This window comes from Pseudomonas sp. FDAARGOS_761 (genome assembly GCF_013343155.1).
Lineage (GTDB): Bacteria > Pseudomonadota > Gammaproteobacteria > Pseudomonadales > Pseudomonadaceae > Pseudomonas > Pseudomonas aeruginosa.
Map to the genome: position 1 here is coordinate 5,325,423 of NZ_CP054572.1, position 21,028 is coordinate 5,346,450.

Annotated in this window: 22 protein-coding genes; 3 read left to right on the plus strand and 19 right to left on the minus strand. The window is 68.7% G+C overall.

Annotated elements, in window-relative coordinates:
* Positions 1-12: 12 nt before the first annotated feature.
* From FOC67_RS24840 to FOC67_RS24855, 4 genes are all read right to left on the minus strand, one after another.
* Complete coding sequence (locus FOC67_RS24840) at positions 13-1,071, minus strand: ABC transporter substrate-binding protein (RefSeq protein ID WP_009315000.1); 1,059 nt, start codon at positions 1,069-1,071, stop codon at positions 13-15.
* 163 nt (positions 1,072-1,234) lie between these two features.
* A complete protein-coding gene (locus FOC67_RS24845) occupies positions 1,235-2,617 on the minus strand; it encodes an aspartate aminotransferase family protein (protein WP_009314999.1) in 1,383 nt (460 codons plus the stop codon).
* Between the two features lie 30 nt (positions 2,618-2,647).
* Positions 2,648-4,081 carry an APC family permease gene (locus tag FOC67_RS24850; RefSeq protein ID WP_003084045.1) on the minus strand — a complete coding sequence of 478 codons (1,434 nt, stop codon included), beginning with the start codon at positions 4,079-4,081 and terminating at the stop codon, positions 2,648-2,650.
* A gap of 57 nt (positions 4,082-4,138) precedes the next feature.
* Complete coding sequence (locus tag FOC67_RS24855) at positions 4,139-5,629, minus strand: aldehyde dehydrogenase (RefSeq protein WP_003084042.1); 1,491 nt, start codon at positions 5,627-5,629, stop codon at positions 4,139-4,141.
* A 350-nt stretch (positions 5,630-5,979) separates the two neighbouring features.
* On the opposite strand from FOC67_RS24855, the gene FOC67_RS24860 reads away from it, so the two are divergent.
* A complete protein-coding gene (locus FOC67_RS24860; protein ID WP_003084035.1) occupies positions 5,980-6,900 on the plus strand; it encodes a LysR substrate-binding domain-containing protein in 921 nt (306 codons plus the stop codon).
* Between the two features lie 346 nt (positions 6,901-7,246).
* The gene (locus FOC67_RS24865; protein ID WP_009314998.1) at positions 7,247-8,176 is read left to right on the plus strand and encodes a LysR substrate-binding domain-containing protein; all 930 of its coding nucleotides are present in this window, start codon (positions 7,247-7,249) and stop codon (positions 8,174-8,176) included.
* 84 nt (positions 8,177-8,260) lie between these two features.
* Here FOC67_RS24865 and madM read toward each other — a convergent pair whose 3' ends face one another.
* The 10 genes from madM to FOC67_RS24915 all read right to left on the minus strand — a co-directional run bounded on the left by madM (position 8,261) and on the right by FOC67_RS24915 (position 16,326).
* Positions 8,261-9,025, minus strand: a complete 765-nt coding sequence (madM, locus tag FOC67_RS24870) for a malonate transporter subunit MadM (protein ID WP_009314997.1) — start codon at positions 9,023-9,025, stop codon at positions 8,261-8,263.
* A gap of 5 nt (positions 9,026-9,030) precedes the next feature.
* Positions 9,031-9,435: a malonate transporter subunit MadL gene (madL, locus tag FOC67_RS24875; RefSeq protein WP_003084010.1), complete on the minus strand. Its 405-nt coding sequence runs from the start codon at positions 9,433-9,435 to the stop codon at positions 9,031-9,033.
* 56 nt (positions 9,436-9,491) lie between these two features.
* Positions 9,492-10,424 carry a malonate decarboxylase subunit epsilon gene (gene mdcH, locus FOC67_RS24880; protein WP_009314996.1) on the minus strand — a complete coding sequence of 311 codons (933 nt, stop codon included), beginning with the start codon at positions 10,422-10,424 and terminating at the stop codon, positions 9,492-9,494.
* Entirely contained in the window at positions 10,421-11,113 is a 693-nt protein-coding gene (locus tag FOC67_RS24885) for a malonate decarboxylase holo-ACP synthase (RefSeq protein ID WP_009314994.1), read from the minus strand. The genes mdcH and FOC67_RS24885 overlap by 4 nt, the downstream gene beginning before the upstream one ends.
* Before the next feature lie 15 nt (positions 11,114-11,128).
* Positions 11,129-11,935 (minus strand): biotin-independent malonate decarboxylase subunit gamma, encoded by an 807-nt coding sequence (mdcE, locus tag FOC67_RS24890; protein WP_009314993.1) that lies wholly within the window; start codon positions 11,933-11,935, stop codon positions 11,129-11,131.
* A complete protein-coding gene (locus FOC67_RS24895; protein ID WP_003084003.1) occupies positions 11,932-12,795 on the minus strand; it encodes a biotin-independent malonate decarboxylase subunit beta in 864 nt (287 codons plus the stop codon). The genes mdcE and FOC67_RS24895 overlap by 4 nt, the downstream gene beginning before the upstream one ends.
* Positions 12,788-13,087, minus strand: a complete 300-nt coding sequence (locus tag FOC67_RS24900) for a malonate decarboxylase subunit delta (protein WP_003084001.1) — start codon at positions 13,085-13,087, stop codon at positions 12,788-12,790. Before FOC67_RS24900 ends, FOC67_RS24895 begins: the two co-directional genes overlap by 8 nt.
* A 1-nt stretch (position 13,088) precedes the next feature.
* Positions 13,089-13,970 carry a triphosphoribosyl-dephospho-CoA synthase gene (locus FOC67_RS24905; protein WP_003137092.1) on the minus strand — a complete coding sequence of 294 codons (882 nt, stop codon included), beginning with the start codon at positions 13,968-13,970 and terminating at the stop codon, positions 13,089-13,091.
* Positions 13,970-15,634, minus strand: a complete 1,665-nt coding sequence (gene mdcA, locus FOC67_RS24910; RefSeq protein WP_003083990.1) for a malonate decarboxylase subunit alpha — start codon at positions 15,632-15,634, stop codon at positions 13,970-13,972. Before mdcA ends, FOC67_RS24905 begins: the two co-directional genes overlap by 1 nt.
* A 110-nt stretch (positions 15,635-15,744) precedes the next feature.
* Positions 15,745-16,326: an alpha/beta hydrolase gene (locus FOC67_RS24915; RefSeq protein WP_003106176.1), complete on the minus strand. Its 582-nt coding sequence runs from the start codon at positions 16,324-16,326 to the stop codon at positions 15,745-15,747.
* 215 nt (positions 16,327-16,541) lie between these two features.
* Here FOC67_RS24915 and FOC67_RS24920 point away from each other — a divergent pair, with 215 nt between their 5' ends.
* Positions 16,542-16,754: a DUF3079 domain-containing protein gene (locus FOC67_RS24920; protein ID WP_003111981.1), complete on the plus strand. Its 213-nt coding sequence runs from the start codon at positions 16,542-16,544 to the stop codon at positions 16,752-16,754.
* A 180-nt stretch (positions 16,755-16,934) separates the two neighbouring features.
* On the opposite strand, the gene FOC67_RS24925 is transcribed toward FOC67_RS24920, so the two are convergent.
* The 5 genes from FOC67_RS24925 to FOC67_RS24945 form a co-directional block, all read right to left on the minus strand.
* On the minus strand, positions 16,935-17,336 hold the full coding sequence (locus tag FOC67_RS24925; RefSeq protein ID WP_003106175.1) for a biopolymer transporter ExbD: 402 nt from the start codon (positions 17,334-17,336) through the stop codon (positions 16,935-16,937).
* Position 17,337: 1 nt separating this feature from the next.
* Complete coding sequence (locus tag FOC67_RS24930; protein WP_003083979.1) at positions 17,338-18,057, minus strand: MotA/TolQ/ExbB proton channel family protein; 720 nt, start codon at positions 18,055-18,057, stop codon at positions 17,338-17,340.
* A 28-nt stretch (positions 18,058-18,085) separates the two neighbouring features.
* The gene (locus FOC67_RS24935; protein WP_031631606.1) at positions 18,086-18,880 is read right to left on the minus strand and encodes an energy transducer TonB; all 795 of its coding nucleotides are present in this window, start codon (positions 18,878-18,880) and stop codon (positions 18,086-18,088) included.
* A 343-nt stretch (positions 18,881-19,223) separates the two neighbouring features.
* A complete protein-coding gene (locus FOC67_RS24940; protein WP_009314990.1) occupies positions 19,224-20,660 on the minus strand; it encodes an NAD(P)(+) transhydrogenase (Re/Si-specific) subunit beta in 1,437 nt (478 codons plus the stop codon).
* Positions 20,660-20,968 (minus strand): NAD(P) transhydrogenase subunit alpha, encoded by a 309-nt coding sequence (locus FOC67_RS24945; RefSeq protein WP_003083974.1) that lies wholly within the window; start codon positions 20,966-20,968, stop codon positions 20,660-20,662. The genes FOC67_RS24940 and FOC67_RS24945 overlap by 1 nt, the downstream gene beginning before the upstream one ends.
* Positions 20,969-21,028 lie beyond the last annotated feature (60 nt).

Genomic DNA, 21,028 nt, shown 5'->3' on the forward strand with positions numbered 1-21,028 from the left:
CGCGCAGCGCGCTCAGCGCGCCGCCCAGGCATTGAAACGCTGTTCCAGCTCCTCGCCGTGGTCCACCCAGAACTCGGCATCCACCGCCCGCGCGCCTTCGAGGTTGGCCGGCGCGGTCGGCAGCGCCTCCTGCACCGTCTTCGGCAGCAACGCCAGGGTGCCCTTGTGTACCGGCCCGTAGGGGATCTGCTCGGAGAACACCTTCTGCGTCTGCGGCTGGCTGACGAAGGCGATGAATTTCTCCGCCAGCGCCTTGTTCGGCGTGCCCTTCACTACCGCCCAGTACTCCGGATCGTAGAGACTGCCGGGCCAGACGATGGCCAGTTTCACCCCCTCCTTCTGCGCAGCGGCGATGCGCCCGTTGTAGGCCGCGCTCATCACCACGTCGCCGGCCGCCAGCCATTGCGGCGGCTGGGCGCCGGCCTCCCACCACTGGATGTTCGGCTTGAGCTGGTCGAGCTTGGCGAAGGCGCGGCTGACCCCCTCCGGGGTGGCGAGTACCTTGTAGAGGTCCTCCGCCTTCACCCCGTCGGCCAGCAGCGCCACTTCCAGGGTGTACTTGGCGCCCTTGCGCAGGCCGCGCTTGCCGGGGAACTCGCGGACGTTCCAGAAATCCGCCCAGGACTGCGGCGCCCTGGCCAGCTTCGTCGAGTCGTAGGCCATCACCATCGACCAGACGTAGGTGGCCACCCCGCACTCGCTGAAAGTGCCGGGGACGAACTGCGCGGGGTCGCCGAAACGCGCCGGGTCGAGGCGTTCGAACAGCCCCTCGTCGCAGCCGCGGAGCAGTTCGGGGCTCTCCACCTCGACCACGTCCCAGCTGACCTTGCCGACGTCGACCATGGCCTTCACCTTGGCCATTTCGCCGTTGTATTCGCCGGCGACCACCTGCCCGCCGCCGCTTCGCTCGAAGGGTTTGAAATAGGCCTGCTCCTGGGCGGTCTTGGTCGCGCCGCCGAAGGAGATCACCGTCAGGCTCTGGCTCTGCGCCTGGGCCGCCGCGGCGAACGCCAGGCCGAACAGGGACAACCGGGAAAACACGTGTGCGTACTGGTGCAAGGACTTGTACATGGAACACTCCCACAGCCGATTGGCATTGTTGTGATGTTGCTGAGGCAGTTGCCGGCCAGAGGCCGAAACGGTTCCGCGCGCGGTCGCCAGGCGCCGCGTCGTCGTTATGGGGGGACGCTCCGTGTCGCAGGCGACCCGGCCGAGGCCGGGCCGCCGGGGCGCGTCAGAGCACGCCGATCTCGCGCGCGGTGCGATCCACCGCGATACGGGTCTTGTCGATCAGTTCGTCGATCTCGGCACGCCCGGCCACCAGCGCCGGGGCCATGATCATGCGGCCGAGGGTGGAGCGGATGATCACGCCCTCCTCGAAGCCGATGGTGCGGCAGCGCCAGGCCAGATCGTTCTCGTTGGCGAAGCGCTTGCGGGTCGCCTTGTCCTCGGCGAACTGCAGCGCGGCGACGAAGCCGGCGCCCTGGACCTCGCCGACCAGCGGATGGTCGCCGAAGACCTCGCGCAGGCAGCGTTGCAGGTAGGGTCCGGTCTCCTCCCTGACCCGCGTGACCACGCCCTCGTCGCGCAGCGCCTTGAGGTTGGCGATGGCCACCGCCGCCGCCACCGGGTGGCCGGAATAGGTCAGGCCGTGGGCGAACACCCCACCCTGCTCCACCAGCACCTCGGCGATGCGCTTGCCGAGTACCAGGCCGCCCATGGGGATGTAGCCGGACGTCAGGCCCTTGGCGATGGACAGGGTGTCCGGCTGGAAGCCGAAGTGTTCGTGGGCGAACCATTCGCCGGTGCGGCCGAAGCCGCCGATCACTTCGTCGGCGCACAGCAGCACGTCGTACTGCCGGCAGATGCGCTGGATCTCCGGCCAATAGCTTTGCGGCGGGAAGATCATGCCGCCGGCGCCCTGGAAGGGCTCGGCGACGAAGGCGGCGACGTTCTCCGCGCCCAGTTCGAGGATCTTCTCCTCCAGTTGCAGCGCCGCGCGGCGACCGAACTCGGCCGGGCTCAGCTCGCCGCCGTTGGCGTACCAGTAGGGTTCGTCGATGTGGGCGAAGTCCGGCAGCATGCCGCCCATCTCGTGCATGAACTTCATCCCGCCGAGCGCGGTGCTGCCCAGGGTCGAGCCGTGGTAGCCGTTCCAGCGGCCGATCATGATCTTCTTCTGCGGCTTGCCGAGGATCTGCCAGTAGCGCCGCACGGTACGGATCAGCACCTCGTTGGCCTCGGAGCCGGAGTTGGTGTAGATCGCGTGGCTGTAGTGGTCCGGCAGCAGGCTGAAGAGCATCTCGGAAAGCTCCACCACCGCCGGGTGGGTGGTGTGGAAGAACATGTTGTAGTACGGCAGTTGTTCCAGCTGGCGGCTGGCGGCGGCGGCGAGGTCCTGGCGGCCGTAGCCGAGGTTGGTGCACCAGAGGCCGGACATGCCGTCCAGGTAGCGCTTGCCGTCGTTGTCCCAGAGCTGCAGGCCCTCGCCGCGGACCATCACCCGCGGGCCTTCGCGGTTCAGCGCCTTCTGGTCGAGGAAGGCGTGGATGTGGTGCGCGGCGTCCAGTTGCTGGTAGTCGCGGGTGTCGCGCTGCGGGTTGAGCTGAGCGGTCATCGTCTGTGTTCTCCTTGTTCCCTTGGCGCGTCAGGCCGAAGGGGATTGCAGGGGATCGAGGGCGACGGACTTGCCCTGGGCAGTCTCACCGGCCGTCTCGAGCGGTTCGGGTACGAAGAGGGGCTTGCGCATCACGCCCTTGATCCACACCACCGCCACCAGCGAGACCACGCCCAGCACCACGCCGGCGCTGGCGAAGATCCGTCCGGTCATTTCCGGGGTCGGCGAGACGTGGACCACCGCGTAGATCATCCCGGCGATGCCGAACAGTTGCGGCAGCGGGTAGAACGGCGTGCGGAACGGACGGGCGATGTGCGGATAGCGACGGCGCAGGGCCAGCACGTCGACGTGGGCGATGATGTAGGCCAGCAGCCAGGCCAGCGCGGCAGCGAGCAGCAGCAGGTTGATCGAGTCCGGGTCCTGGCCGAGGATCAGGATCGGCAGGCCGGTGATCGCGGCGACGAACAGCACCGCCACCCAGGGCGTGCGCGCCCGCCGGCTGAGCTGCTTGAATTGCGGGAAGGCCTGACCGTTCTGCGCCATCCCGTAGAGCATCCGCGGGATCGCCGCCAGCGACGAGTTGAGGGTGCTGCAGGTGGCGGTGATCGCGGCGATCACCAGGAACAGCTGGCCGTACTCGCCGAACACGCGGTTGGCGAAGAGGAAGTGTGGCAGCGGGTCGCCGGCCAGTTCCGCCTGCGGGATGCACAGCAGCGCACCGAAGCAGTAGAGGGCGATGGTCAGGAAGATGATGCTCAGGCCGAGGATCATCGAACGCGGGATGTTGCGCTCCGGACGCCGCGTCTCCTCCACCAGCGGGCAGACGAACTCGGCGCCGACGAAGCCCCACACGGCCATCGCGGTGAGCGCCAGGGCGCTTACCCCGAGCGGGTTCCAGCCGCTCGCCAGGGCGGTCTGCGCGGAAGCGTGGTCGCTGCTCACCGCACCCAGGCCGAGCACCAGCAGGACGATCATCATCAGCAGCGCCAGGGCGCTCTGCAGGCGCGCGAAGATGTCGATGCCGAGCAGGTTGAGCAGGGTGAACAGGCCGAGCACGCCGTAGGCCACCAGCATCGGCGGCAGCGCGCCGGGGTAGACCTTGCCGATGATCAGGTCGAGCAGCAGCAGTTCCGCCGAGAGGGCGAACATCGCCACCACCACGTAGCCGGAAAAGGTCGCCAGGATCGCCGGGAAATGCCCGATGGCCACCTCGGTGTAGCTGCTAAGGCTACCGGCGCGGGGAATCATCAGGGCCAGCTCGGAAAAGGAAAAGGCGTAGCTCAGCGCCAGCAGGTAGGCCACTCCCAGCGGCACGATGAAGCCCAGGCCGGCCGTCCCGGCGCCTTGCAGCATCAGTACCATCACGCCCTGGGAAACCACCAGGCCGATGGCCACCGCCAGCAGCGGTCCCAGCCCGAGCACGCGGCGCAGGGCCGGCTCACGCACGTTCGGCGTGTCGTTCATTCGATCGTCCTCTTGTTGTCGTTATCGGCATCGAGTCGTGTCGCGTCCGTCGCGTCTTCAGCGCAACTGGAACCAGGTCGTCTTCAACTGGGTGTACTTGTCGAAGGAATGCAGCGACAGGTCGCGACCGAAGCCGGACTGCTTGCCGCCGCCGAAAGGCACCGCGACGTCCAGCGCGTCCACGGTATTCACCGACACCGTTCCGGCATTCAAGCGCCGCGCCACCCGGTGCGCACGGTGCAGGTCGTCGCTCCACAGCGAGGCGGCGAGGCCGTAGCGGCTGTCGTTGGCCAGGCGGATGGCCTCGTCCTCGGAGTCGAAGGCGCTGATCGCCAGCACCGGACCGAAGATTTCCTCGCGGGCCAGCTGCATGTCCGGGCGTACGTCGCCGAACAGGGTCGGTTCGATGAAGTTGTCCGAACCGTTGATCGTCAACTGGCGACCACCGCCGAGCAGGGTCGCGCCCTCGCCTTGCGCCCGCTCGATGGCGGCAAGGATCCCGGCGGTCTGCCGGCGGTCGACGATGGCGCCGGCGCGGCTGGCCGGGTCCAGCGGATCGCCCGGCTGCCAGTCGCGGGCCTTGGCCAGCAGGCGCTCGACGAACTCGTCGTGGATCGAACGCTCCACCAGCAAGCGCGAGTTCGCCGAACAGACCTCGCCCTGGTTGAAGAAGATGCCGAAGGCGGCCTTTTCCGCCGCCAGGTCGAGATCGCGGCAATCGGCGAACACCAGGTTCGGACTCTTGCCGCCGCACTCCAGCCAGACCTGCTTGAGGTTGGATTGCGCGGAATACTGCATGAAGTACTTGCCGACCTCGGTGGAGCCGGTGAACACCAGTGCGTCCACCTCCGGGTGCAGGCCGAGGGCCTTGCCGGCCTGCTCGCCGAGGCCCGGCACCACGTTCAGCACGCCTTCCGGCACCCCCGCCTCCAGGGCCAGCTCGGCCAGGCGCAGGGCGGAGAACGGCGACTGCTCGGCCGGCTTGAGCACCACCGAGTTGCCGGCGGCCAGGGCCGGGGCGAGCTTCCAGGCGGCCATGTCGAGCGGGAAGTTCCACGGCACCACCGCGCCGATCACCCCCAGCGGCACGCGGGTAATGGTGGCCAGGGCCTGCTGGGCGGTCGGCGCGACCTGGTCGTAGAGCTTGTCGAGGCTTTCCGCATACCAGGCGAAGACGTGGGCGGCGCCGGGCACATCGATGTTCCAGGCGTCCATCACCGGCTTGCCCATGTTCAGCGAGTCGAGCAGCGCCAGCTCTTCGCGATGGGCCAGCATCAGCTCGGCCAGGCGCAGCAGCACGCGCTTGCGCTCGACCGGGGCGAGACGCGCCCAGGGGCCTTCGTCGAAGGCGCGGCGGGCGGCGGCCACTGCCGCGTCGACGTCGGCCGCATCACAGGCCGCGACCCGCGCCAGCAGGCGATTGCTCGCCGGATCGATGGCGTCGAAGGTAGCGCCGCTGGCGGCCGGACGCTGGCGGCCGCCGATCAGGGCCTGGTCGATGAAGCGCTGTGTCGCGGCGCGCCGTTGCCAATCGCTGAGTTCGAACACCCCACCTTCTCCTTGTTATCTCGCCGGTCTGCGCCGGTCGTGGTTCTGCACGCATGGCCCGGACCGCCGGGAGGCGGACCGCTGTCCATGGGGTCGATGGGGAAGGATGGTCGCGCAAGCCGCGGCGAAGGAAAATTATTAAAAATGTCCTCGGGACATAAGAAAAAGCTGGCCAGGCGTGCCCCGGCAAAGTGCGTCGTGCTGGGTTATCGTGCAGGCGGGCAATCGTCGTCGCGGCCAGCGCCGCGACGCTCGGCAGCGGCCTGCAACTTGCTTGCAGCGCGGCGGACACAACAATCGAGGCGCGCACGCCCGGCCCGGGGAGGATGATGCGCCGATGAGGTCTTGCAGTGGCGTCCTATACCTTGCGGCAACTCAAGTATTTCGTGACCACCGTGGAATGCGGCAGCGTGGCCGAGGCCTCGCGCAAGCTGTACATCGCCCAGCCGTCGATCTCCACGGCGGTGAAGGGTCTGGAGGAAAGCTTCGGCGTGCAGCTGTTCATCCGCCACCACGCCCAGGGCGTGTCGCTGACCCCCGCCGGCGCGCGCTTCTACCGCAAGGCCCAGGAGCTGCTGCGGATGGCCCACGAGTTCGAGCAGAACGCCCTGGCCGACAACGACGTGATCGCCGGGCAGATCGACATCGGCTGCTTCGAGACGGTCGCCCCGCTCTACCTGCCGGGCCTGATCGCCGGCTTTCGCCAGGCCTATCCGGGGGTGGAGATCCGCATACGCGACGGCGAGCAGCAGGAACTGGTGCAAGGCCTCACCTCGGGGCGCTTCGACCTGGCCTTCCTCTACGAGCACGACCTCGACTCGACCATCGAGACCGAGCCGCTGATGCCGCCGCAACGACCCCACGCGCTGCTCCCCGAAGGGCACCGCTTCGCCGGGCAGGCGCAGGTGTCGCTGCGCGACCTGTGCCTGGAACCGATGATCCTGCTCGACGTGCAGCCCAGCCGCACCTATTTCGTCAGCCTGTTCGAGGAACTCGGCCTGACGCCGAACATCGCCTTCAGCTCGCCGTCCATCGAGATGGTGCGCGGCATGGTCGGCCAGGGCTTCGGCTTCTCCCTGCTGGTCACCCGCCCGCATTCGGAATGCACCTACGACGGCAAGAAGGTGGTCATGGTCGACCTCGCCGAGCCGGTGTCCACCTCCGGGCTCGCCGCCGCCTGGCTGAAGCGCGCGCAACTGACCAAGCCGGCACGATTGTTCGTCGACTACTGCCGGGAGCAACTGGGCAAGCTTGCCGAGCGCCGGCACTGACCCTCAGCTTTCCGACATTCCAAGAGGAACTTTCTTTCTGACAAAGACGAATCCGATGACTGTGGCAAAAAGCCTCCGTTGCTAGGGTGGCCGGCGCTCCGGACCACCCCGGTCCGGCAGGTCACCGGCAGCAAGGGCACCATCCGCTCCATCCGCTGAGTTCCGTTAGCCTATCGGCGGCTCAGGCTGCCGAAGCGGGATTCCATCCGGTCAGTGCAACTCCGCCTTCCCCAAGGCGTTTCCAGGCCGTCATGCTCCGCCACGCGCTAGGACATGACGGCCCTTTTTACCCCTCCCGCGCCGCCTCAGGCACAATCCCCCGACGCCACCGGCCAGGGGAACGCGGATGCTGATCGACGAAGAAATCACCCTCAAGAAGCTGGAAACCTTCCTCGCCTTCATGCGCACCGGCAACCTGGCGCGCGCGGCGGCGGAACTGGGCACCAGCAACGTCAGCGTGCACCGCGCCATCCACTCGCTGGAAAGCGCCCTGCGCTGCCCGCTGTTCAAGCACGAGGGACGCAACCTGACCCCGCTGGAAAGCGCCTACGTGCTCGAGGAGCGCGCGCAGAAGCTGGTCCAGGAGGTACTCGACACGGTGCGCCTGACCCGCGAGGCGGCCGGCTTCTCCGCCGAGCGCTTCAAGCTCGGCGCGCTCTATTCGCTGACGGTGAAGACCGTGCCGCAACTGATCATGGGCCTCAAGCTGCGACGCAGCGCGCTGAACATCGACCTGATCCTCGGCTCCAACGTCGACCTGTTCTACCAGCTGAAGAACATGGAGCTGGACGCCATCCTGGTGTCGCTCAACGACAGCGTCAGCGATCCCGACTGCGAGCAGTTGCCGCTGTTCTCCGATGACATCTTCCTCGCCGTGCCGGTGGACTCGCCCTACGCCAGGCTCGCCGAGATCGATCTCAGCACCCTGCGCGACACGCCCTTCGTCACGCTCACCCAGGGCTTCGCCACCCATCAGGACGGCACCCGGGTGTTCCAGCAGGCCGGCTTCGAACCGCAGATCGCCATGCAGGTGAACGACATCTTCACCCTCCTCAGCATGGTCAGCTCGGGGGTCGGCCATGCGCTGCTGCCCAAACGCATCGAGGCGGTCTACGAGAACCGCGTGCGGCTGATCCCGCTGCAACCGCGCTATCGCCTGCAGCAGCACATCGGCGTGGTGTTCCTCAAGGCCAAGGAGCGCGACCCGAACCTGCTGGCGTTGCTCGCGGAGTGCCGGATGTACAGCCTGCGCCTGGAGCAGGAGGCGGCGGGATAGCGGACGGAAGTCCACATTACCGCTGGCCCGCTGACCTCTCCCCAACCCTCGCCCTTCAGGGAGAGGGTGCCCGGACCAGCCCGCTCACCCAACCAGGCCGCGCACGCTGAAATACAGCAGCGACGGCCCCAGCAGACAACCGATGGCGGTATAGAACGCCGCGGTCAGGCAACCGTAGGGCACCAGCTTCGGGTCGGTGGCGGCGAGGCCGCCGGCGACGCCGCTGGAGGTGCCCATGAGACCACCGAAGATCACCGCCGTACGTGGATTGTTCAGGCCGATGTAGGGCGCGACGAAAGGCGTCAGGACCATCACCAGGATCGCCTTCACCAGCCCGGCGGCGATGCTCAGCGCCATCACCTCGGAGCTGGCCCCCAGGGCGGCGCCGGTCACCGGTCCGACGATGTAGGTGACCGCGCCGGCGCCGATGGTGGTCAGGCTGACCGCATCGGTGTAGCCGAAGGCCATGGCCACCGCGACCCCGGCGACGAACGACGAACCGACCCCGAGGAACAGCGCCACCACCCCGGAAACCCCTGCCCGACGCAGTTCCTCGACATTCACCCCGAAGGCCGTGGCGACGATGGCGAAGTCGCGCAGCATGGCGCCGCCCAGCAGGCCGATACCGGACATCAGGGGCACGTCCACCAATCCTTTCTGCCCGCCGGTGGCGACGCCGCCGACGTAGGACAGCACCAGGCCGAGGAAGATCGCGATCGCCGAGCCGTGCAGGCGCCCGCGGGTGAGGCGCGCCGACAACCAGTAGGACACCGCCATGGTCACGCCGATGATGGCGAAGCCGCTGATCAGGCCGTAGCCATTGATGACTTTGTTCAGGGACTCGAACATGGCGCTCACCCCTGCACGCTGGTGCGCGGTTTCAACGGCGGGGCGCCTTCGGCTTTCTTCCGGCCGAAGCGGTCGAGCAGCGGGACCAGGGCGAAGGCCACGGCGACCGCGGCGATGCCGGCGAGGATAGCGGCCGGCCCGCCGCTCAGCGCGCCGAGGACATTCTGCTGGGCGGCCATGGCGACCACGATGGGAATGTAGACCGCGCTCCAGAACTCCACGCCCTGCTCGGTCTTCGCCGAGAGCAGGCCACGCTTGCCCAGGTAGCTGCCGACAAAGATCAGCAGCAGCATGGCGATGCCGACGCCACCGACGTTGGCCGGCACGCCGAGCAGCACGCCAAGGATCTCGCCGATGAACAGCCCGGCGAGGGTACACAGAGACAGCAGTGCGACACCGTAGATAATCATTATTGTTGTCCTCGGTTGCGGATCGATGTTGTTGTTTTTATGCCTCGAACGAACGCTTATCGGGTTCTCTTTTCCTCCTCGCGCAACAGCGCGTCCAGGGTATCCGCCCGGGAGCCTTCGAAGGCCGGCGTGGCGCAGCCGAACAGAGGCCGCGCCAGCCCGCTGAGGATCCGTCCCGGCGGCAGCTCGAGATGCAGGCGGGCACCGCGCTCGTAGGCGCTGCGCAATGTCGCCAGCCACTCGACGCGGCGCGCCATGTTGCCGGCGAGATCGTCGGCCAGCGCGGCCGGTTCGGCGACCAGGCGCGCCCGGCTGCTGCTCAGGTAGGGCACGCGCGGCCGACGCAGGCGGATACCGGCGAAAGCTTCGGCCAGGCGCGCGGCCGGTTCGTCGAGCAGCGCACAGTGCGACGGTACGCTCACCGCCAGGCGCTTCGCCGCGCTGGCGCCGGCGGCACGCGCGCGTTCGGCGAGGGCGGCCAGCGCCGCTTCGCTGCCGGCCACCACCAGTTGCCGCTCGGCGTTGACGTTGGCCAGGTAGAGCGGCGGGTGCTCGCGCCGCACCATCAGGATCAGCGCATCCAGTTGCGCCTGGTCGAGACCGAGGATGGCGCTCATCCCGTAGCCCTCGGGCCAGGCGGCCTGCATCAGTTCGCCGCGCAGCGCCACCAGACGCAGCGCGTCGTCGAAGTCCAGCGCGCCGGCCACCACCGCCGCCGGATAGGCGCCGATGGACAGCCCGGCGACCAGCCCCGGCCGATGCCCGCGCGTCTCCAGCAGGCGGCTGGCGGCGACCCCGGCGATCAGCAGGCACAACTGCACCGCGCGGGTGCCGCGCAAGGCCTCGGCGCTCTCCAGTTCGGCCGGCGCCTGGCCGAGACAGTCCGCCGCCTGCTCCAGGCAGGTGCGCACCGGCGGTTCGTCGGGCAAGGCCGCGAGCATGCCGGGACGTTGGGCGCCCTGGCCGGGATAGGCGAACAGCACGCTCATGCCTCGACCTCCGCGACCCGCCAGGGGTCTTCCAGCAACAGCGGCGCCTCGCTGCCTTTCGCCAGCACCCGGGGCCGACCCTCGGCCCATTCGCGCAGGGCCACGCCGCCCGCCGGGGTCTGCAGTTGCAGGTCGATCCGGCAGGGACACTGCTCGAAGCGTTGCAGCAGGCGCAGCGCGTCATCGCGCGGGAACGGGCGCGGGGTGCGCAGCAGCAGGTCGAGGTCGCTGTCCGGATGCAGCACGGCGACCCCGCTGGCCAGCTCGAAACCGGCGCCGCCGGTCACGCCCCAGGCCAGTCCCAGCGCGTTCAGCGGCGCACGCAGGTCGCGCAAGGCACGCCAGGCCGGCAGATCGCGCAGCATCGCCGGCTCGCGCTGGCCCAGCGCTTCCGGGCACAAGCGCCGGGTGATTGCCGCCAACGGCATCCAGCCGGCCCAGCGCTGCTCCCGCGCCAGGCCGCGCACGCCGATGGCCACCCGCGCAGGATCTGCCGGCGCACGGCGCACCACCACCGGCCAGCCGGCCTTCAGTGCCGCGCAGACCCAGGCCGGAGCATTCTCCGGCAAATGCGCCGGCGCCATGCCCAGGAGCAGGTCATGGGGTTCCGGCCCTGCCCTGCGGCGCATCGGATCAGGAGCGAGCCGTCGCCGGCTGGAGCCCCGCTGTGAGCTGTTCGCGATGACCACGGCTCGCTCCTGAATTCACCACTGCTCGCGCAGCAGCCGGCGCACCCGCGCCGACGCCTCGCGGTTGGCCGCGCCGAGGCGGCCGCCGAGGTCGCGCGGGCCGCCGAGGATATCGGCCAGGGCCTCGCCCAGGCAGGTGCGGACCCGCACCAAGTCCGCCGTCGACGGCACCTCGACGGTCTCCACCGGAAGGGTCCTCCAGAGCAGGCCGAGCGACGCGTAGCTGTCGATGTCGTAGGCCATCGGCGGCACCTTCGCCGCCAACGCCTCCAGTTCCTCGACGCTGCGCAGGGTGATCCGCGCGGCGGCGGCCTTGCCCATGGCGTGGACCATCACCCCCGGATCGTGCAAGGCGATCAGGCGGTTGGCCTGGTAGCCGTGGGCGAGGAACGCACCGGACATCGCCTTGCCCACCAGCAGGCCGATCAGCGGATGCCCGGCGAGTCGGGCGCGGGCGTAGGCATCCACCGCCCCGGCCAGCGCCTGGTGGATACCCAGGGCCTCCTCGCGGCGGCCGTAGGCCTGGCTCGGCACGTCGACGATGGCCAGCAGCGCGCGCTTGCGCGGCGCCTCGCGGTCGGCCTCCAGCGCCTCGTCGACGGCGGCGGCCAGGCCCCAGCCCTCGAGCAGCCCGCCCTCGCCCTGGCGAGCGCGCGGGAACGGATTGTCGGGATCGGGCACGACGGCCAGGAAACGCACCGGGTAGCCGTCCAGCTCGGCATCGGCGACGCGCAACGAAGCAGGATCGCCGGGACGCGGCGCGAGGCTACCGGCCAGCGCCTGGAACCAGGCCAGGCCACGGGAAGCGAACGGTTGGCTCATGTTGCATCTCCTTGGCCCAGCCCCTGGTACAGCCGGCGCACGCCGGCGGCATCCGGTTGCTCGGCGGTATCGAGGTCGCCCAGCCGCCGCAGGTAATCCTCGGCGCGGCGGCAGCGCGGCCGTGCCGGCAGGCCCTTGGCGAAATACGCGAGTACCGAGGTGCGTACCTCATCGAGGTCGTCGGCCAGGTAGGCGTCGGCGAGACCGCTGGCGAAGCGCTGCTCGCCGCCGGTGAGGCTCCAGATGAACGGCCGGTCGCGCGAGTCGTATTCAGCGATGCCGGCCTCCTGTTCGATCACCTGCGGACCGTTCAAGCCGAGGCGCGCCTCGCGGGTCACCAGCACATAGCTGCACAGCCCGGCGGCGATGGACATGCCGCCGAAGCAGCCGACCGGCCCGGCGATCACCGCCACCACCGGCTGGTAGCGCTGCAGATCGACGATGGCCGCCTGGATCTCGGCGATCGCCGCCAGTCCGAGGTTGGCTTCCTGCAGGCGCACGCCACCGGTTTCCAGCAACAGCAGGGCCCGGGTCGGAACGCCGTTGCGGTTGTCCTCGGCGGCCAGCTCCAGCGCGCCGGCGATCTTCGCTCCGCTGACCTCGCCAAGGCTGCCGCCCTGGAAGGCACCTTCGATGGCGGCGAGCACCGCCGGCTGGCCGTCGAGCAGGCCACGGGCGACCACTACCCCATCGTCGGCCTGGGGCACGATGCCCTGTCGTTCCAGCCAGGGTGACTGCACGCCGGCGAAGGGATCGAGCAACTCGCGGAAGCTGCCCGCGTCGAGCAGGGCACGGGCGCGTTGGCGCGCTCCCAGTTCGGTGAAGCTGCGCAGCGCCAGCAGGCGGGCGACGTCAGTCATGGCCAGCCTCCTCCAGTGCCTGCTCCAGGCGCAGGCGGACCACCCCGGGAGTGGCGCCGAAATCGTGGATGCGGATCGACGCGGCCGGCGCCGTGGACGCCGCGAAGACCCGCGCGAAGAGTTGTTGCCAGCGCGGGCCGCTGCCGTTTACCGAGGTCACCACCTGGATGCTCAGCGCGCCTCCGGCGGCCGGCTCGAGCAGCACCTCCAGGTCGCCGGAGCCGACGCAGCCGGCCAGGGCGCGACCGCGCGCCGGAGCGCCGGCGGGAAATTCGAAGGTCAGGGTTTCCATCTCAGAGACTCCCAGCCCACCCACCGGACACGGCGGGCAGGCGATCGAGGAAAAGACAGGCGGCCAGCAGGTCGGCGGCGCCGCCGGGCGAAGCGTTCAGCGCCAGCAGGCGGCGGTCCAGCTCGCACAGGCGGCGACGCCCGGCGAGACTGGCGCTGCCGCCGGCGGCGAGCACCGCGCGTGCGCCATCCTGCATCGCGGCGAGGCCGACGCGGCCGGCGCGGTGCAGCACGCAGGTATCGTCGAGGACGCTCATGATCGCCAGCAGCGCATCGAGCCTGGCGTTCTGCTCGCCAGCGCCGCCTTCGCGGCTGCGCCATAGCTGCGGCAGGCCGTGGCGCACTGCGCGGGGGAAGCCGAGACGCGCCTCCTCGCGGGCGCCGCCGACGCCGTAGCGCCGACGGACGCGCTCGCCGTGGCTGTCGCCGATGGCGGCCGCCGGATCGTCGAGCAGGGCGATGCGTCCTGCGCGCGCGGCCACTTCGCCGGCCTGCGTGCGGCGCGGTTCGAGAGCGGCGGCCGCGACCAGCAGGCCGAGCGCCCAGATCGCTCCGCGATGGGTGTTCACGCCTTCGGTGGTACGCAGCATCGCCGCCTCGCCGTCGCGCCCCAGTTGGCCAAGGACGCCGCGCAGGCGCGCATCGATGCGCCCATGCCGCTGGGCGGCGTCGGCCATTTCCTTGAAACACGGCCACAGGCTCAGCGCCGAGGCCTGCATCAGGCCCAGGTGCAGGTCGGCATGCGCGCCATTGCCGCGACGGTCCACCAGGGCCGGTTTGGGCGACAGTTCGGCTTCGTCGATGAGGGCGTCCACCGCCAGGTCGGCCAGGCATTCGCCGAGGTCGGCGCGCAGCGTCGCCGCGAGGTTCGCGATGGCGTTCATCACCAGCTCCTGAAACGCGCCGGCGGCTGGTACAGGCCGCCGGACCACTCGACCAGCTCGGCGATGCTCTTCGCCGCCAGCAGCTCGCGCGAGGCGTCGGTGCGGCGGATGCCGAGGTCCTCGGGCAGCGCGATCAGCCCTTCGCGGCGCATCCGCTGGGTCTCGCGCGGATCGTGGCGCAGGCCGATCGGACTGATCCCCGCCACCGCGGCGATCATCGCCTGGCGTTCCTCCAGCGAGCGCGCCTTGTACAGATAGGCGATGCCTTCCTCGGTGAGCACATGGGTGACGTCGTCGCCATAGATCATCACCGGCGCCAGCGGCATGCCGGTCTGGCGCGCCACCTCCAGCGCGTCGAGACGCTCGACGAAGGTCGGCTTGCCGCCGTCCTGGAAGGTCTCGACCATCTGCACCACCAGCTTCCTGCCGCGCTCCAGCAAGGCCTCGGGTTCGCCCCGCATGTCCAGCCAGGCCGCCGTCGAGTGGCGCCGGCCGCGCGGGTCGTGGCCCATGTTCGGGGCGCCGCCGAAACCGGCCAGGCGTCCGCGGGTGACGGTGGAGGAATGGCCGTCGCCGTCGACCTGGAGGGTGGCGCCGATGAACAGGTCTACCGCGTACTGCCCGGCCAGTTGGCAGAACATCCGGTTGGAACGCAGCGAGCCGTCGCGACCGGTGAAGAACACGTCGGGACGCTGGGCGATGTAGCCCTCCATGCCCAGCTCGGTGCCGAAGCAGTGCACGCTCTCGACCCAGCCGCTCTCGATGGCGGGGATAAGGGTCGGGTGCGGGTTGAGGGTCCAGTGCCGGCAGATCTTGCCCTTCAGGCCGAGGGACTCGCCGTAGGTCGGCAGGATCAGTTCGATGGCCGCGGTGTTGAAACCGATGCCGTGGTTCAGCGACTGCACGTTGTGCCGCTGGTAGATGCCGCGGATCGCCATCATCGCCATCAGCACGTGGACCGGCTTGATGTGGCGCGGGTCGCGGGTGAACAGCGGCTCGATGTAGAACGGCTGGTCGGCCTCGACCACGAAGTCCACCCAGGACGCCGGGATGTCCACTCGCGGCAGGTCGCGCGGGTCGTCGACGATACGGTTGACCTGGACGATGACGATGCCGTCGCTGAACGCGGTGGGCTCCACCAGCGCCGGGGTGTCTTCGGTGCTCGGCCCGGTGTACACGTTGCCTTCGCGGTCGGCGACGAAACCGGCGACCAGTGCGACGTTGGGGATCAGGTCGACCACCAGCCGCGCGTACAGCTCGATGTAGGTGTGGATCGCGCCGATCTCCAGCAGGCCGTCTTCGAGCAACTGGCCGATGCGCAGGCTCTGCGGGCCGGAGAAGGAGAAGTCGAGCTTGCGCGCGATGCCCAGTTCGAACAGGTCGAGATGCTCCGGACGACCGACGCTGGGCATGATCATGTGCAGGTCGTGCAGCTTGCCGGGATCGACCCGCGCCAGCGAACGGGAGAGGAAGTCCGCCTGCTTCTGGTTGTTGCCTTCCAGCACCACGCGATCGCCCGGCGCGATCAGCGCCTCCAGCGCGGCGACCAGGCGTTCGCGCGGCAGCACCGCGCCGTCGGCCAGGCCGCGCACGCGCTCGAGGCGCCGCTGCTTTTCCTGGCGGCGCCGCGACCACTGCGGCGGGGGAGAGATCGGTGTCGTCATGTCGGCTCCAGGTTTCACGCTGTCGTGAGGAGCCACGTTAGGCAGGCCGCCAGGCCTGTTCAATCAAGCCGGGCGACGAACCGTTACGCCAAGGTTAACGATCTGAAGGATCAGGCGCGGCGACGAGCCTGGCTGTCGATCAGGTACTGCAAGCGAAACAGGTGACGGTAGCCGGCCTCCCAGGCGCCGTGGCCGGACTTCACGTTGATGTGCCCGGCCTCGGGCAGGATCACCGTCTCCGCGCCCCAGGCGCGGGCCAGGTGCATGGCGCGCTGCGGGCTGCAGGCCTGGTCGTTGTCGGAACCCACCAGCACGCTGGGGAACGGCAACGGCTCGCGGCTGATCGGCGCGAAGTTGCGCAGCGCCTCGGCGCAGCTCTCGCGCTCGACGTCGGCCGGCGCCACCAGCAGGGCGCCGCGTACCTGGTCGCGCACCCGGCGCTCGGCCTGGGCCGCCCACAGCGCCACTGTCACACAACCCAGGCTGTGCGCGATCAGCACCACCGGCCCGGGCTGGCGGCGGATCTCGGCGTCCAGCTCGGCGATCCAGTCGGCGCGCAGCGGGGTGATCCAGTCCTGTTGCTCGACCCGTGAGGCATTGGGCAGCGCGCGCTGCCAGTGACTTTGCCAATGGGCGTCTTCCGAGCCGTACCAACCGGGCACCAACACATAACGGACGCGTTCGCTGTGCATGGAGATCCCTCCAGAAAAATTCATCACCAGGGAAGTGTAAGGGCGCAGCCTTTTTTCTCTGAGGAATAAAAAGCAATTTTAATATTCTATTAATACATATATGCCAATCGAGTTGATCCAGCGCAAGCCGAAGCCACTTTTCCGCGGCAACGCCTGGGCGGCGCATGCCATCGGCGGTATACCTGAGCGCAGGCATCAGGTATCGGGACAGGATCATGGCCAAGAAATTTCCCCTCCATCCCAGCCATCCGGAGCGCATCTGCTGGGGTTGCGACCGCTATTGTTCGGCGGAATCGATGGGCTGCGGCAACGGCGCCAGCCGCACCCAGCATCCCAGCGAACTGTTCGGCGAGGACTGGGCCGGTGAATGGGAAGTCGAAGGAACGGAGGACGCCAAGGAGCAGGAGGCGCCGGCACGCCAGGCCTGAGCGCCCAGGCGTGGGACGTGCGAGCGCCGGACAGGGTGCGCGACGCATTCGCGAGCCCGGCCTCGGCGGACACGCCCGAGGAGCGTCCATCCGGAATAAAAAAGACCGCTCTCCCCTGCCCGGATCGGAGCGGTCGAAACCGTTGCCCGCCCGGCCTGCGCCGGACGGCGTGGATTCGCTTCAGCGTGCGGTGATCACCGCCAGCCTGGTGATCCCGGCGCGCTCGATGGAAGCCATGGCCTTCGCCACCTGGCCGTAGTTCACCCCTTCGTCGGCCTGCAACTGCACGCGGACCTCGGCGTCCTTCGCCTTGGCCGCGGCCAGGTTGCTCTCCAGCAGCTCCGGCTGGATCTCGTCCTTGTTGACGAACAGCTTGCCGGCGCCATCGATGCTCACCACCAGGGGATCCTTCTGCTCCGGCGGGGCCACCGATTCGGTCTTCGGCAGGTTGATCGGGATCGAGTTGGTCAGCAGCGGCGCGGTGACGATGAACACCACCAGCAGCACCAGCATCACGTCGACCAGCGGGGTGACGTTGATTTCGGAAAGGACTTCGTCGCTGTCCTGGGTCGAGAAGGCCATGTCAGGACGCCTCCTTCACGTTGCGCGAGGGGTTGCCGGCCTGGCGCGCGGCGGAGGGATGGACGATGACGCGGAACGCGCTCTTCTGCGCCAGGCTGTAGAAGTCGTGGGCGAAGTCGTCGAGGTCGGCGGCGGTCAGCTTCAGGCGCCGCAGGAAGTAGTTGTAGACCAGCACCGCCGGCACCGCGACGGCGATTCCCACGCCGGTGGCGATCAGCGCGCTGCCGATCGGCCCGGCCACGGTCTCCAGGCTCGCCGAGCCGGCCGCGCTGATCCCCTTGAGCGCCTCCATGATGCCCCAGACGGTGCCGAACAGACCGATGAAGGGCGAGGTCGAGCCGATCGAGGCGAGCACCGCCAGGCCCGACTCCAGGGAACGCCGCTCGCGCTGGATCTGCTGGCGCAGGGCGCGTTCGAGACGGTCCTGGTGGTTGATCGACTGGGCCAGGTCGGGCTGGCCGTTGTCCTGCACCTGGATCGCGGCGAAGCCGGCCTGGGCCACGCGGGCGCCGGCGCCCTGCTTGTCCTGCGCCTGCTCGCCGGCGGAGTCGAGGCTGGTGGCGCTCCAGAACTGCTTCTGGAACTGGCGGTCCTGGCGCTTCTGCCGGGCGAACTGCACGCCCTTGACCAGGGCCAGGCCCCAGGTGACCACGGAAAAGCCGACCAGCAGCCAGATGACGGCGCCTTCGACGGATTCGAGCGGGGTGGTTAACAGACTCATGACGGATGCTCCTCATGACGCTGCAGATTCAGTTCAACTTGAAATCGATCGGTACGCTGACCCAGCCGTCCTCGGCCTTGTCGCCGCGCTTGGCGGGAACGAAGGACCAGCGCTTGACCGCTTTCACCGCGGCCTGGTCGAGGGCTTCGCGTCCGCTCGACTTCTGCACCTGGATCTCGCTCGGACTGCCGCTGGCGAGGACATGCACCCGCAACAGCACGGTGCCCTCCCAGCCGCGGCGCATGGCCAGGGCGGGGTATTCCGGCGCCGGGTTGTGCAGGTAGCCGGCGTTCGCCGACGGCGGCGTCAACGGCGCCGGCGGGGCGGGTGGCGCGGCGGGTTGCGGCGGCGCGGGCGGAGCCGGCTCGACGGCCTTCGGCGCCGGCTTCGGCCGGGGTTGCGGCTTGGGCTTGGGTTTCGGCTTGGGCACCGGCTTCGGCGGCGGCGGCTTCACCGCGTTCTCGTCGACCACCGGCGGTGGCGGTTCCTCGACCACCGGCGGCAACGGCTCGGGCGGCGGCGGTTCCACCACCGGCGGCGCCGGGGCGGTGAACTCGATGGTCATCGGCGGCACCTGTGGCGGCACCTCGGGCAGCGCCGGGGTTCTCTGCTGGCTCAGCCAATGGATCACCGCTCCGTGCAGGGTCAGGGCGAACAGGACCAGCAGGATCGTCTCGCGCCGGCTGAGCACGCGACCCTGTGCCGGGTTGTGGCGAACCAGGTGCAACGCCTGGCGAACCGGCCGACCGAGCGCCACCAGGTCGCCGCCGGGCGTCTCGCGCCAGGGCTGCGTGCGGGCATCGACGGGCTGGGGTGTTGCCATGGAAAAGCTCCTTGCACTGACGAACTCGATGGCCGCTCAGGTCCGTGCTGGAGTCCTAGCGGCGCAGGGAGTTGCATGATTGGCAAGGAGGCTTAGCGCCTGAAGTAATTATTTTTGTTATGGAAATAACTTCTGGAGCTATGGGTTTCGCCCATCACGCCACAGGCCGCGTGGTTGGCGGGCTACAGCGATCCGACGAAAAACCCATGCCTTGCGGGCATGAAAAATATTCCTGAAAGGCTGGTGTTTTCGCCGTTGGAAGCGGCGGAGAACGCTGCGCGGGCAACCCGCGAAAACGAAAAACCCCGGCCTGGGCCGGGGTTCTGGTGGACTCAGCGGGGAATCACTCCACCGCCTTGACCATGTCTTCGATGACTTTCTTGGCGTCGCCGAACACCATCATGGTCTTGTCCAGGTAGAACAGCTCGTTGTCCAGGCCGGCGTAGCCGCTGGCCATGGAGCGCTTGTTGACGATCACGGTCTTGGCCTTGTAGGCCTCGAGGATCGGCATGCCGGCGATGGGCGACTTCGGATCGTTCTTCGCCGCCGGGTTGACCACGTCGTTGGCACCGAGCACCAGGACCATGTCGGTCTGGCCGAACTCGGAGTTGATGTCCTCCATCTCGAACACCTGCTCGTAGGGCACCTCGGCCTCGGCCAGCAGCACGTTCATGTGCCCCGGCATGCGCCCGGCGACCGGGTGGATGGCGAACTTCACGGTGACCCCGCGATGGGTCAGCTTCTCCGCCAGTTCCATCAGCGCGTGCTGGGCGCGGGCCACCGCCAGGCCGTAGCCGGGGACGATGATCACGCTGTCGGCGTTGGTCAGCAGGAACGAGGCATCGTCGGCCGAACCGGACTTCACCGGACGCTGCTCCTTGGAGCCCGCCGGGCCGCCGGCGTCGGCTTCGGCGCCGAAGCCGCCGAGGATGACGTTGAAGAACGAGCGGTTCATCGCCTTGCACATGATGTAGGAGAGGATCGCGCCCGAGGAGCCGACCAGCGAGCCGGCGATGATCAGCATCGAGTTGTTCAGCGAGAAGCCGATCCCCGCCGCGGCCCAGCCGGAATAGGAGTTGAGCATCGACACCACCACCGGCATATCGGCGCCGCCGATGGGGATGATGATCAGCACGCCGAGGACGAAGGCCAGCGCCAGCATCACGGCGAAGGCGGTGAGGTTGCCGGTGAACATGAACACCAGGCCCAGGCCGAGGGTCGCCAGGCCGAGCACCAGGTTCAGCAGGTGCTGCCCGGAGAACTGTACCGGGGTGCCCTGGAACAGGCGGAACTTGTACTTGCCGGAAAGCTTGCCGAAGGCGATCACCGAACCGGAGAAGGTGATGGCGCCGATGGCCGCGCCGAGGAACAGCTCCAGGCGGTTGCCGGTGGGAATGGTGTCGCCCAGGTGCGCGACGATCCCCAGCGACTGCGGCTCGACCACCGCGGCGATGGCGATGAACACCGCGGCCAGGCCGATCATGCTGTGCATGAAGGCGACCAGCTCGGGCATCTTGGTCATCTCGACGCGCTTGGCCATGATCGAGCCGGCGGTGCCGCCGACCAGCAGGCCGACGACGATGTAGCCGACGCCGGTGGTGGCGATCTCCGCGCCCAGCTTGAACACCAGGCCGACGGTGGTGGCCACGGCGATGGCCATGCCGACCATGCCGAAGAGGTTGCCGCGGCGCGAGGTGGTCGGGTGCGACAGGCCTTTCAGGGCCTGGATGAAGCAGACCGAGGCGATGAGGTACAGGAGGGTGACCAGGTTCATGCTCATCAGTGGCCCCCCGCCTTCGGCGCTTTCTTCTTGAACATTTCCAGCATGCGCCGGGTGACCAGGAAGCCACCGAACACATTGACTGCGGCCAGGGCCACGGCGAGGGTGCCCATGGCCTTGCCCAGCGGGGTCACGGTCAGGGCGGCGGCGAGCATGGCGCCGACGATGACGATCGCGGAAATCGCGTTGGTCACCGCCATCAGCGGGGTGTGCAAGGCAGGGGTGACGTTCCATACCACGTGGTAGCCGACGTACACGGCCAGCACGAAGATGATCAGGTTGTAGATCCCGTCAGAAATGATATCCATCGTTTTCACCGGTCTTCAGGGCGCAGGCGCGAGGCGTGCGCATTTATCGTTATCGAAGCT